The organism is Luteibacter rhizovicinus DSM 16549 (assembly GCF_001887595.1).
GTDB classification, from domain to species: Bacteria; Pseudomonadota; Gammaproteobacteria; order Xanthomonadales; family Rhodanobacteraceae; genus Luteibacter; species Luteibacter rhizovicinus.
Map to the genome: position 1 here is coordinate 2,220,127 of NZ_CP017480.1, position 12,490 is coordinate 2,232,616.

The 12,490-nt window shown below is 66.0% G+C and carries 10 protein-coding genes and 1 riboswitch; of the genes, 6 read left to right on the top strand and 4 right to left on the bottom strand.

Annotation, left to right across the window (positions count from 1 at the left end):
- Positions 1 to 55 precede the first annotated feature (55 nt).
- From BJI69_RS09975 to BJI69_RS09985, 3 genes are read left to right on the top strand one after another with little or no spacing between them, the layout of a single operon-like run.
- Complete coding sequence (locus BJI69_RS09975) at positions 56 to 1,168, top strand: glycosyltransferase (protein ID WP_244890717.1); 1,113 nt, start codon at positions 56 to 58, stop codon at positions 1,166 to 1,168.
- Positions 1,165 to 2,442: an O-antigen ligase family protein gene (locus BJI69_RS09980; protein WP_046979307.1), complete on the top strand. Its 1,278-nt coding sequence runs from the start codon at positions 1,165 to 1,167 to the stop codon at positions 2,440 to 2,442. Before BJI69_RS09975 ends, BJI69_RS09980 begins: the two co-directional genes overlap by 4 nt.
- Positions 2,432 to 3,226, top strand: a complete 795-nt coding sequence (locus tag BJI69_RS09985; protein WP_071924919.1) for a glycosyltransferase family 2 protein — start codon at positions 2,432 to 2,434, stop codon at positions 3,224 to 3,226. The genes BJI69_RS09980 and BJI69_RS09985 overlap by 11 nt, the downstream gene beginning before the upstream one ends.
- On the opposite strand, the gene BJI69_RS09990 is transcribed toward BJI69_RS09985, so the two are convergent.
- Positions 3,173 to 4,084: a VirK/YbjX family protein gene (locus BJI69_RS09990; RefSeq protein WP_046979309.1), complete on the bottom strand. Its 912-nt coding sequence runs from the start codon at positions 4,082 to 4,084 to the stop codon at positions 3,173 to 3,175. The genes BJI69_RS09985 and BJI69_RS09990 overlap by 54 nt on opposite strands.
- A 121-nt stretch (positions 4,085 to 4,205) precedes the next feature.
- Positions 4,206 to 5,123, bottom strand: coding sequence for an LpxL/LpxP family Kdo(2)-lipid IV(A) lauroyl/palmitoleoyl acyltransferase (lpxL, locus tag BJI69_RS09995; protein ID WP_078023129.1), 918 nt, complete (start codon positions 5,121 to 5,123; stop codon positions 4,206 to 4,208).
- Positions 5,124 to 5,228: 105 nt separating this feature from the next.
- On the opposite strand from lpxL, the gene waaA reads away from it, so the two are divergent.
- The gene (waaA, locus tag BJI69_RS10000; RefSeq protein WP_425477399.1) at positions 5,229 to 6,470 is read left to right on the top strand and encodes a lipid IV(A) 3-deoxy-D-manno-octulosonic acid transferase; all 1,242 of its coding nucleotides are present in this window, start codon (positions 5,229 to 5,231) and stop codon (positions 6,468 to 6,470) included.
- A gap of 768 nt (positions 6,471 to 7,238) precedes the next feature.
- On the opposite strand, the gene BJI69_RS10005 is transcribed toward waaA, so the two are convergent.
- Both BJI69_RS10005 and BJI69_RS10010 read right to left on the bottom strand, forming a co-directional pair.
- Positions 7,239 to 8,648, bottom strand: a complete 1,410-nt coding sequence (locus tag BJI69_RS10005) for a TolC family outer membrane protein (RefSeq protein WP_046969510.1) — start codon at positions 8,646 to 8,648, stop codon at positions 7,239 to 7,241.
- A 34-nt stretch (positions 8,649 to 8,682) separates the two neighbouring features.
- Positions 8,683 to 9,342, bottom strand: coding sequence for a protein-L-isoaspartate O-methyltransferase family protein (locus tag BJI69_RS10010; protein WP_046969509.1), 660 nt, complete (start codon positions 9,340 to 9,342; stop codon positions 8,683 to 8,685).
- A gap of 363 nt (positions 9,343 to 9,705) precedes the next feature.
- Between BJI69_RS10010 and BJI69_RS10015 the strand changes: the two genes are divergently transcribed.
- Both BJI69_RS10015 and thiC read left to right on the top strand, forming a co-directional pair.
- Positions 9,706 to 10,368, top strand: coding sequence for a TetR/AcrR family transcriptional regulator (locus tag BJI69_RS10015; protein ID WP_046969508.1), 663 nt, complete (start codon positions 9,706 to 9,708; stop codon positions 10,366 to 10,368).
- A gap of 36 nt (positions 10,369 to 10,404) precedes the next feature.
- A riboswitch (TPP riboswitch) is annotated at positions 10,405 to 10,503 on the top strand.
- Between the two features lie 74 nt (positions 10,504 to 10,577).
- On the top strand, positions 10,578 to 12,437 hold the full coding sequence (gene thiC / locus BJI69_RS10020) for a phosphomethylpyrimidine synthase ThiC (RefSeq protein ID WP_046969507.1): 1,860 nt from the start codon (positions 10,578 to 10,580) through the stop codon (positions 12,435 to 12,437).
- Positions 12,438 to 12,490 lie beyond the last annotated feature (53 nt).

Below are 12,490 nucleotides of genomic sequence, written 5' to 3' on the forward strand. Positions count from 1 at the left end.
CGTGACACTCCTTCCTCTCGGAACGCCCATGGCCACCGTCTTCCCAGATCGGACGATGACCGTCGTACAGCTCATCCCCACCCTCCATTCCGGTGGGGCCGAGCGTTCGACCCTGGAAATCGCCAGGGCGCTGGTCGCTGCCGGGCACCGCTCGGTCGTGGTCTCCGCCGGCGGCCGTCTCGTCGCGCAGCTCGAGGCCGAGGGTAGCGAGCACATCACCCTGCCGATCGGCCACAAGTCGCTCGGCACGCTGTTCACCGTGGGCAAGCTTCGCCGCATCCTGCGCGAGGTGAAGCCCGAAATCGTCCATGCCCGTTCGCGACTGCCGGCATGGATAGGCTGGTGGGCCATGCGTGGCGTGAAGCCCCGCCCGCATTTCGTCACCACGGTGCATGGCCTGAATTCGCCGGGACGTTACAGCGCCATCCTGCTCCGCGGCGAGCGCGTGATCGTCGTGTCGCAGACCTTGCGCGACTATGTGCTCCGCCATTACCCGGACGATATCGACACGGCGCGCATCGCCGTCATTCCGCGCGGCATCGACACCGAGGCTTTTCCGTATGGCTACCGGCCCGACGAGACCTGGCAGCGCGGTTTCTTCGAGGAATATCCCCAGTTGGCCGGTGCGCCGCTACTGACCCTGCCTGGACGCGGTACGCGCCTGAAAGGTCATGCGGACGCCATCGAGCTCCTGGCCGACCTGAAGCACCGCGCCATCGACGCGCGCTTGCTTCTGCTCGGTGCGGACGAACCCGGGCGCGAGGCCTACGTGGCCGAGCTGCGTGAGCTCATCCGTGCCCGCGGCCTGGACGACAAGGTGGTGATCTCGCCGGCTCGCGCCGACGTGCGCGACGTGTTCGCCATGTCGGCGCTCATCCTTCAGCTGTCCGTGCGGCCTGAATCGTTCGGCCGGACGGTGGTCGAGGCGCTGGCCCTTTGCCGGCCAGTCATCGGTTATGCCCACGGCGGCGTGGGTGAGCTGCTGGCCGAGCTCTACCCGGCTGGTCGCGTCCCGCTGGGCGACCGCGAGAAGCTGGTCGAGCGGGCGGCCGAGTTGCTCCGTTTCGCCCCGCCCATTCCGCCGCCGCGCAGTTATCGCCTGGTCGACATGCAGGAAGCCACGCTGGCGCTTTACGCCGACGTGCTCCAGGGCGTGCCAGCCGCGTGAGCGGGACCTTCGCCCGTTCGCTCAAAGCCGGCCTTGCATCGCCCCTGCTGCCGATCTGGCTCGTGCCGGCCTTGCTGCCCTTCGGTCGCAGTGCCGAGCTGGGCGTGTTCCTTTGCCTGGTCGGCAGCATCCTGCTGCTGGTTCGTGAGCCACAGGCCATTCGCCATCACCCGGGTGCGAAGCTATTCCTGTGGCTATTCGCCGCCTACGCAGGCGCGGCGCTGGTCTCGGCGATCGATGCCGCCGCGCCGGGCAAGACCTGGCTCACGGTGGCAGGCATCCTGCGCTTCGCCCCCCTGGGTGTGTACACCTGCTTCGCGATGCGCCGACCGGGTAAGGTGCGGGCCCTCTATCTGGCCACCGCCGTCGTGGTCGCGATCTGGGTCGCCGATGCCTGGATCCAGGCCATCACGGGTTACGGTCTTGCCGGTGCTTCGAATGCCGAGCGCCTCTCGGGCATCTTCGGTGCCGACAACCTGAAACTCGGCCCGGCGCTTTCCGCGCTTGCGCCCTTCCTGCTCTGGGGTGCCCGCGAGCGCTGGGGGCGTCGCGGCCTGGCGATCGCCTTCCTGCTGGCGCTCGGTCCGGTCCTACTTTCCGGGTCGCGTGCCTCGTGGCTTTGCTACGGGCTCGTCGCCCTGGGTTTTCTCTGGAACGAGGCGAAGACGCCGCGGCGGTTCGCCGTAGCGTGCGTCGCGGCAGGCGCATCGCTCGCCCTGGTTGCGCTGCTCGCTTGGCAGGTGTCGCCGCGCTTCCGTGACCGCGTCGCGCACACCATGCCGGCCCTGTCGGGCACGAGCGAAGGCGTCGACGCCGCGCTGACCGGGCGCCTGGATATCTGGACCACCTCGCTGCGCATGTTTGCCGCGCATCCGGTGAACGGCGTCGGTGTGCGCGGATTTCGCTACGCGTATCCCGCCGTGGCAAACCTGGGCGATCACTTCCTGACGATCGAGAAGTGCGCGGAGGGCGAGGGTGCCTGTCATGCCCATCAGGTCGTGCTCGAGGTGGCGACCGAGACCGGTGTCATCGGCGTGCTCGCCTGGCTGGCGGCGGTGATCTTCGCCGTGCGCACGTGGTGGCGCGCAGGGACCGCGGCGCGTTATCGCGCGTTTCCCGCTACGCTCGCCCTGGTCGTCATCCTCTTTCCGCTGAATACGCACATGGCCTTCTATTCGGCATGGTGGGGATTGCTCGCCGCCTGGCTCGTATCGGTCTGGTGTGCCGCGCTGTTCGCCGATCTGCCGGATCTGGAGCCGCGTGATGGCGCGTGAACCGCTCTCGGTTGTCGTTACCACGTTCAACAACGCCGACACGATCGAGGCCTGCCTGGCTTCCGTGCACTTCGCCGACGACATCCTGGTCCTGGATTCCGGGTCCACGGATACGACACGCGACATCGCCGCGCATGCGGGTGCACGCGTCGACGTGAAGCCGTTCGCCGGATACAGCGCACAGAAGCAGGCCGCGATCGATCTTGCACTCCATCGCTGGGTACTCCTGCTGGACTCCGATGAAGCGCTGCCGGCGGCCGCGGCGGAACGCGTATGCCGCGCCCTGGAATCGCCCGACGTCGCCGGTTTCGAATTGCTCCGTCGCGAATGGGTGTTCTGGCGCTGGCAGTCCGATCGCGCCAGGCTGAATCACTACGTCCGCCTGTTCGATCGCACCCGCGCGCGCATGAGCGGTCACGAAGTGCATGAGAGCATCGTCGTCGACGGGCCGGTGCGTCGTCTCGACGCGGTGATCGACCACTATGGCGAGCGCGACATCGAAGGTCGCGTGGACAAGGCCAATCGTTATTCGTCGTTGCAGGTGCATGACCGCCGCACGCGCACGCCGCGACATCTGCGTTTGCGCATGGTGGTCTACCCGACCGTGGCGTTCCTGCGTTACTACTTGTGGCGCGGTCACTGGCGGGGCGGATGGGCCGGCTTCGTCGCCGCCCGCGTGCATGCGTTCTACGCCTTCCTCAAATACGCCAAGCTCTACGAGCTTCGTGTCTCAGGCCGCCTGCGCCTCGGCGCCTCGCTGCGCGACGAAGGCCGAGACGAGTAAGGCGCAGGCTTCCCGGCGCAGCGTCTCGCGACGGCGGAACTCGCTGCGTCGCTTACTCTCCACGGTGGAGGCGCAGCGTTCGGGCTCGCGCACCGGCATCGTGTAAAAGCCCTGCGCATCGGCCACGCCGTCGTTCTCCAACCAGAACGCGTCGTAGTCGGCCTTGATCTTCTTCCTGCTCGCGAACGGATGCGCCTCGTTGCCGATGCCGAGGATGCGTTGCGCACCCAGGGATTCGGCCAGCGAGCGGATCATCGAAAGCAGAAGGTTCTTCGGGCGCAGGCCATGCGACTGTCGGGTGAGTTCGCGAATCGCATCGCGTCCGGCGTTGTTCGCCGCACCCTGCAGGCAACCGATGATCACGGTGCGACCGTCGTCAACGAAGGAGATCGTCGCGTAAGAGATCTGCAAGCCGTGATCGTCCGTGAGCGAAATGCTCAGCTCGCCTTCGCGACCCCGCAGGGCAGGGGCCTTCAGCAGCAGGGACAGGCCGCTTCCATCGCGCAAGATCACACGACCCACTGGCACTTCGCGCTGCCAGTACAGACTGTCGAACAGCTCGGAAGGAAAGCGGCGGACGGCAAAGGCGTAGTGCGCTCGCGTTGCTCCCAGCCGCTGCATCATCGACCAGTGGCGGTTCATGTAACGGTGCTGGTAGCGCTCCGTCAGCGTGCGGTCGATCATCGCCAGGCCAGCCATGGCCGGCGACTCCAGGAAGGCCAGCCACGCCGCATGCTCGCGCCAGTGCAGCACGGAGCGCGCGATATACGTTGTCGCGGCGTTGAAGCCGCGCCAGCGCGAGCTGTGCCATTCGGCCCGACCGCGCAGGGATCGCGCGAAGCGGAAGAGCGACTGCATGGGGAAGGTCCGTCTAGGGGGAAGACGAGTCGTTTTTACGCTCGTACTTTTTCGCGTGGCTTTCGTCGACGCTGACGGGCTATAGCTGCCCAGGCCCGTAATTGCCTGCGCGGGGCGGGGATCAGTAGATCTTCGCTTCGCCCGGCGGCCGCGTCTTGAAGCGCTTGTGCACCCACAGGTACTGCTCGGGTGCTTCCCTTGCCATGCTTTCGATCTGCTCGTTCACCCGTGCGGTATCGCGTTCGGCGTCGTCGCTCGGAAAATCCGCAAGCGGCGCACCGAGACGCATGACGTAGCCGGCATCGTCCGGCAACCGGCGGTGATAAAACGGGATGACCAGGGCGCCGGACAGCCGGGCCAGATGATGGGTTGCGGTGATCGTCGCGGCCTTGACCCCGAAGAACGGCACGAAGACATTGTCCTTGCTGCGCATGTCCTGGTCGGGCGCGTACCAGAGCGTGCCGCCTTGTTTCAGGTAGCGCACGGTGCCGCGGATGTCGTCCTTGTCGAACATCGCGTCGGCATAGTGCAGGCGCGAGCGCAGCACCGCGAACTCGAACACGTCCGAGTCCATGCGCCGGTACATGCCTGCGATACGGATGCGCGAGGAGACCAGGCGCGCACTCAGTTCGAGATGCGAGAAGTGCCCACCGACCAGCAGCACACCACGGCCGGCGGCACGCGCGGCTTCGAGGTGCTCGAGGCCGTCGACGGTCACCGGTACCTTCGCGATGGCACGGTCCGAGCCCATCCAGCCCAGCGCGAACTCGGCGAGCATCATGCCGACATCGCAGAGGTTGGCCCGTAGCAACGCCTTCTGCGCGGTGGCCCCAAGCTCGGGAAAGCACAGCGCGATATTGGTCGCCGCGACGCGCCGACGCTCGGGATTGAGGTGCAGGGCCAACCGGCCGGCCTGGCGCCCCGATCGCATCAGGATCCGGAAGGGCAGGTGGGCGATCAGCCAGATGAAGCCCACGCCGATCCACGCGGCCCAGTGGCGGGGCGCAAGCAGGCGTAGGGTCAGGGAGGGGCGGGGCATTCCGGGCATGTCACGCCATTGTAGCGAATGGGGGCGGCTATACTGCCCGGTCACTGGCAAGTCCCAGGGGACCGCGTGCTGCTGCGTCTGATCTACAACTGCGCCATGTACCTGTTCACGCCGCTGGTGATGCTCCGCCTGATGGCGCGCGGCATGCGCTATGGCGACTACCACGTGCGCTGGCGCGAGCGCTTCGGCCGCTTTCCGACGCCGCGCCTGAATGGCTGCCTGTGGGTGCACGCGGTATCGGTCGGTGAAGTGAACGCCGCCGAGCCCCTGATCAAGGCCCTCATGGAGGCCTACCCGCAGGCCCCCCTGATGGTGACGACGGTGACGCCCACGGGCTCCGAACGCGTCCGTCAGTTGTTCGGCGACCGCGTCCACAGTGTCTATCTGCCGTACGACCTCCCGTTCGCGGTAAGGAGCTTCCTGCGCAACACGCGCCCGCGCCTGGCGGTGATCGTCGAGACCGAGATCTGGCCGAATCTCTACTTCGCCTGCCGGCGTCACGGCATTCCGCTACTGATCGCCAATGCCCGTCTGTCCGAACGTTCCCTGCGTGGCTATGCGCGCATGAGCTCGCTGGTGAAGAGTGCCCTGCGCTGCGTCAGCCACATCGCCGCGCAGTCGCGCACGGACGCGGCGCGCTACCGGCTGCTCGGCGCCGAGCCCAGCCAGCTCACCGTGTGCGGCAACCTGAAATTCGACATGCCCGTGCCCCACGACGCGCTGCAGGCCGGCAAGGCCATGCGCGAAGCCTGGGGCACCGGCCGTCCGGTATGGATCGCGGCCAGTACCCACGAAGGTGAGGAAATGGCCGTGCTCCAGGCGCATCTCGACGTGATGCGACGCTTGCCCGATGCCTTGCTGCTGATCGCACCACGGCATCCGGAGCGCTTCAAGGCCGTCGAGTCATCGGTGCGCAGCCTCGGTTTCCAGGTGGGTACGCGCAGCACGGATGGCGTTCCCGGGCACAACACCCAGTGCTTCGTGATCGATTCCATGGGCGAGCTGCTGCGCTTCTTCGCCGCCTGCGACGTCGCCTTCGTCGGCGGCAGCCTGGTACCCATCGGTGGCCACAACGTGCTCGAGCCTGCGGCGTTGTCGAAGCCGGTGTTGGTCGGTCCCTACACGTTCAACTTCGAAGAAATCACCCAGGCTCTGCTGGAAGCAACCGGTGGTCAGCGCGTGGCCACCAGCAGCGAACTCGGCGAACAGGTCCTCTCCCTCCTGCGCGACCACGCCCGCCGCGAAAGCATGGGCACCGCCGCCCGTCACGTCTTCGACAGCGAGCGCGGCTCCGTCGGCAAGGTGATGAAACTCGTCGACCGGTTGTTGCAGGAGTAAGCGGACAGCTTTTGCCGCCGCTTGCGTGTGTGGATGAGGCGCAGAGCCTTCCGGGGGGCTTGAGGCAAAGAGCCTTCGGTGCCCACCCTCGTTTGGGGGCTTGAGGCAAAGAGCCTTCGGTGTCCACCCTCGCTGCTCAGACAGGTCCTCCGCGTTCCGTACCGGAAAGGCCGCTAACGCGGCCCGTGCACCTATTTGGCCTGCGGCCGCTCCACTTGTGCGGAACTCGCCTCGAGGGTGGACACCGAAGACTCTTCCCATTCCTGAGGTTCGTGTGGGTCGAGCCGACGAAGCAACGCCGCTTTGGCTGCTGGCTTGTCACCATCGCCAAACGGTCGACCCGGCGCGCCGGTCGCGATCGTCTTTTCGCGGGCAGCGCCACGGCGAGAAAGGCGCTCACCGAGCCGGAGTGAACGTACCCGCACGACTGCCGTAACGGCCCGCTTCGGCGACCGCACCCACGCCAACGGCTCGCCGTCCAGCTAACCGTATCGTCGTGAGAGACCTTGGTGTCCACCCTCGAGGCGAGTTCCGCACAAGTGGAGCGGCCGTAGGCCAGATAAGTACACGGGCCGCGTTAGCGGCCTTTCCTTTACGGAACGCGGAGGACCTGTCTGAGCAGCGAGGGTGGACACCAAGGTCTCCCCGCGAGGCGCCCAAGTGTGAGGAGCGACGGCGAAGCCGAGCCGCCCAGGAAATGCGCGAACAATCGACAAAAAAGGCGGACCCGAAGGCCCGCCTTTCTGTCGTTCGATGAAACCGTTGCCCTTACTGCAGCAGCGAGTTCACTGCTTCCAGGTCCTTGATGTCCACCGTGCCGGCCGTCTGCTTGAGCAGCAGCTTGTCGAGGATGAACTGGTGGCGGGCCTGCGAGTAGTCGCTGAGCGACTGGGTGAGGTTCTGCTGGGCGATCAGCACGTCGACGATGGTGCGGGTACCGACTTCGAAGCCGGCCTGCGTCGCATCGCGAGCGCTCTCGGAGGATTCGACGGCGGCCTTGGTCGCTTCGACCTTGCTGATGCCGGCGACGACCGAGCGGTAGAAGTTGAGCGTGTCACGCACCACCTGGCGGCGCACCGATTCCAGCGAGTCCTGGGCGGCGTCACGCTGGTAGATCGACTGGCGGACGCGCGATTGCGTGAGGCCACCGGAGAAGATCGGCACGTTCAGCGTCAGGCCGACCGTGGTCGCGCCGCGGCCGTTGGTGCCGCTCGAACCGAGGGTGCCCGCGGAAGCGGCCGAGCCGGCGCCGGCGTTCTGGGTCCACGCCGTGCTCTTGTTGTAACCCAGCGAGGCGTCGATGGTCGGCAGATGGCCGGCACGTGCGGACGAGATGCTGTGCTCGGACGACTCGACGTTGTACTGCGCGGCGAGGATGCTCGGGCTGCTCTTGACCGCTTCGGCCACCCAGGCCTTCGGATCGTTCGGGGTCGGCGCGTCCATCGGCAGCTGCTCGCGCAGCTTCTTCAGGTTGTCGGCCGGCTTGCCGGTGATCTGGGTGAGGGCTTCACGCGAATCGGCCAGCGTGTTCTCGGCCGTGATGACGGCGGCGACCGAGGTGTCGTGCTGTGCCTTGGCGTCCTGCACGTCCGTGATGGCGGACAGGCCGACGTCGAAGCGCTGCTGCGCCTGTTCCAGCTGGCGGGCCAGGGCCTGCTCGTTGGCCTTGGCGAAGGTCAGGGCGTCGTCGTTGGTCAGGACCTGGAAATAGGCCGTGGCCACGCGCGTCGCCAGCTGCTGGAGGGCGGCCTCGTACGTCGCGTTCTGCGAGTTCGCGGACGAATGCGCGGCCTGCAGGTCGGCGATCTGGCTGAAGTTGAGCACGCTCTGCGTGACCGTCGCGCCCAGCGTGCGCTGGCGGGTGTGGCCGATGTCGCTGCTCAGGAGCGGGTTGCCTGCGGCATCGCGCAGCGGATTGCCTGCGGCGTCGGTCAGCACCGAGCGCGACGGGCCGGCCGGATCGGACTGGGTAATGCCGAGCGAGCCGTTGACCTGGGGCAGCAGCAGCGCACGTGCCTGGTCCACGCCTTCGCCGATGGCGAGGCGGGTGGAGTCGGCCTGCGACAGCACCGGATCGTTTGCCCGGGCCTGACGGTAGGCGTCGAGCAAGTCTTCAGCATGGCTCGCGAACGGCGTCGCGGCCAATGCCAGCGCGACGGTGAGCAGCTTCAAGCGCATGATTTCGCCTCGTGGGTGATGGGTAATCTGTGGGTCAGAGCACGAAGCGCTTCACCGGCGCGGCATGCGCCAGGTAGGGAAGGTCCGTTTCGAACAGCGATTCCTCGCGGTAGCGGCCTTCACCCTCGTGGGTGAGGAGCACCGCCGTCTGCGCCGGGGAATCGCCGCGTACGACGAACATGCGCCCACCCGGCTTGAGCCAGCGCACGAACTTTTCCGGGACCGTGTGGACAGCGCCCGTCATGACGATGGCGTCGAAAACGCCGGTCGGGTTGAAGCCGTTGACGGCCTCGGCGGTTTCCAGCGTGACATTGGTCACCGACGTGGCGGCAAGGCGCTGGCGAGCGGCCTCGACGAAGTCGGCATGCATGTCGATGCTGGTCACATGGGCCGAGAGACGGGCCAGGCAGGCGGTCAGGAAGCCCGAACCGGTGCCGACTTCCAGCACGGTATCGGTCTTCTTCAGCTCCAGTGCCTGCAGGACGCGGCCTTCCACCACCGGCTTCATCATGACCTCACCGTGGCCCAGGGGCAGGGTGAGATCGGCGAAAGCCACGTTGCGGTGGGCCGCCGCGACGAAGTCCTCGCGGCGAATCCCCTTCAGGGTCTCGAGGACGTCAAAGTCCAGGACTTCCCACGGGCGAACCTGGTTTTCGACCATGTTCTGCCGGGCCTGCTCGAAATTCATCGCCATGGTGTTGGATTCCGTACGAAAAGCTACAAAAAGGTTGGAAAGGATAAGCGTTCGGAGCCTGCTTTCCCAATGTGTTAAGGCTGAGGCGCCCGCACCATGCCTACTAAGTGCCGGAAGTCACCGGACGGGGCTGACGGAAGTCATGCCCCGGCCCTACAGTGACTCGCCGGCGCCTGAACAGCTAGTGGCGCAAGTCCCTGATGCCCATGGGATCGGCCTGCGCCGTCCCCACCTTATTCTAAGGTAGACGAGCGGTCAGACCCTTACCTTTTCCGGCTTCATGAATGACAACCATGACGTGCTGGAAATAACTGAACCGCTGCGTATAATAAAGTCATAATTTTTGTTTGTGAAGGTGTAGCCATGAACGCCAGCCCGAAAATGAAAACGCAGGGTCCCGGGCGTCCGAAGGATATGGAGAAGCGCGCGGCCATCCTCGATGCCGCCAAGGCACTCTTTACCCAGGGCGGCTTCGCGGGAACCAGTATGGATGCCGTCGCGGCCTCCGCAGGCGTCTCCAAGCTCACCGTCTACAGCCATTTCGGCGACAAGGACAACCTCTTCCGCGAGGTGATCCGCGCCCATGTGCAGGAACGCCTGCCCGATGACCTCTTCGATTTCAGCCCGGGCGCGGACATCCGCGTCACCCTGAGCAACATCGCCAGCCGCCATGCGGCGATGGAAACCAACGTCGAGTCGGTCGGTACCTTCCGCGCCATCCTCTCGGACTGCCAGGCCGGCGGTAACCCGCGCTTCGGCCGGCTGGTCTGGGAAGAAGGCCCGGTGCGCATGCACAAGCTGATGCAGCGCCTGCTCGACGGCGCCACGGCCCGTGGTCAGCTGGAAATCGCCGACACCTCGCGTGCCACCACGCAGTTCCTTGCCCTGCTCAAGGGCGATCTGCTCCTTCGCCGCCTGTTCGGCTGCGAGGACTGCGCCGTGCAGTTCGGTGAAGAGGTCAAGGCCAACGCCCTGGCCGCCGTCGAGATGTTCATCCGCGCCTACGAGCCGCGCCCGAACTGCTGAGCGCTCGCGTCGGATACCCGCTTCGTGGTTGAATCCCCCTCGAAGCGGGGGTGCCCAAGCAATTGCGTGGGCTGAGAGAGTCCCTTCGAACCTGATCCGGTCCGTACCGGCGTAGGAAGCTTCGTCCACGGGTAACGTGCGTCCGCGCACGCGTGCTTCCGTGGCGGCGCCGTCCGCTTCTCCCCTTATCCGCAAGGAACGAGAAGCCAATGAACGCCATGCCCTCCGATCTTGCCCGCGCCGCGCGCGAGCTGTCCGAAGCCGTCACCCAGCCGATCGCCGGCTCGACCAAGATCCATGTGACCGGCAGCCGCCCCGACCTGCGCGTGCCGATGCGAGAGATCGCCCAGGCGCCCACGCCGACCCTGTTCGGTGGCGAGACCAATCCGTCGATCGTCGTCTACGACACCTCGGGGCCGTATACCGATCCCGACCATGCGGTCGATCTCGCCCGCGGCCTGCCTGCCGTGCGTTCCGGCTGGATAACCGAACGTGGCGACGTCGAACGTCTCGACGGCCTGTCATCCAGCTTTGGCCGCGCACGCGCCGATGATGCACGGCTCGACCCGATCCGCTTCGCGGCCCCGCGCATGCCCTTGCGTGCGAAAGCCGGATTCAATGTCACGCAGATGCACTACGCCCGCCGCGGCATCGTGACGCCGGAGATGGAATACATCGCCATCCGCGAGAACCAGCGACTCGACGCCCTCGTCGACAGCGCACTGCGTGCGCAGCATCCGGGCGAGTCGTTCGGTGCCTCGATACCGGGTCGTATCACGGCCGAATTCGTGCGCGACGAGGTGGCGCGAGGGCGCGCGATCATCCCCGCCAACATCAACCATCCCGAAGTCGAGCCGATGATCATCGGCCGCAACTTCCTGACCAAGGTCAACGCGAACATCGGCAACAGCGCGGTCAGCTCGGGCATCGCCGAGGAAGTAGAGAAACTGGTCTGGGCGATCCGCTGGGGCGGCGATACGGTGATGGACCTGTCCACCGGCAAGCACATCCACGAGACGCGCGAATGGATCATCCGCAACGCGCCGGTGCCGATCGGTACCGTACCGATCTACCAGGCGCTGGAGAAAGTCGGCGGCGTCGCCGAAGACCTCACCTGGGAGATCTTCCGCGACACGCTGATCGAGCAGGCGGAGCAGGGCGTCGACTATTTCACCATCCACGCCGGTGTCCTGCTGCGCTTCGTGCCGCTCACCGCGAAGCGTGTCACCGGCATCGTTTCGCGCGGTGGTTCGATCATGGCCAAGTGGTGCCTGGCCCATCACCGCGAGAACTTCCTGTACACGCACTTCGAAGACATCTGCGAGATCATGAAGGCCTACGACGTGTCCTTCAGTCTCGGCGACGGCCTGCGTCCGGGCTGTATCGCCGATGCCAACGATGCCGCGCAATTCGGTGAACTCGACACCCTCGGCGAACTGACCAAGCTCGCCTGGAAGCACGACGTGCAGACCATGATCGAAGGCCCCGGCCACGTGCCGATGCACCTGATCAAGGAAAATATGGACCGCCAGCTGGCGATGTGCGACGAGGCGCCGTTCTACACGCTCGGGCCGTTGACCACGGACATCGCGCCCGGCTACGACCACATCACCAGCGCCATCGGCGCGGCGATGATCGGCTGGTTCGGCACGGCCATGCTCTGCTATGTGACGCCGAAGGAACACCTCGGCTTGCCCAACCGCCAGGATGTGCGCGACGGCATCATCGCGTACAAGATCGCCGCTCATGCGGCGGACCTGGCCAAGGGCCATCCTGGCGCGCAGGTGCGCGACAACGCGCTATCCAAGGCGCGTTTCGAGTTCCGCTGGGACGACCAGTTCAACCTCGGCCTGGATCCGGACAAGGCACGTGAATACCACGACGAGACCATGCCGAAAGACGCCCACAAGTCGGCGCACTTCTGCTCGATGTGCGGCCCGAAGTTCTGTTCGATGAAGATCACCCAGGATGTGCGCGACTACGCGGCGGGGATGGAGGCGTCTGCCGGGATGGAGGAGAAGGCCCTCGAATTCCGCGCCCAGGGCAGTGAGGTCTACACGAAGGCGTGAAGCTGCTCTTTGTAGGAGCCGATTCATCGGCGAATGGGTGCTCGCGGCAGCCT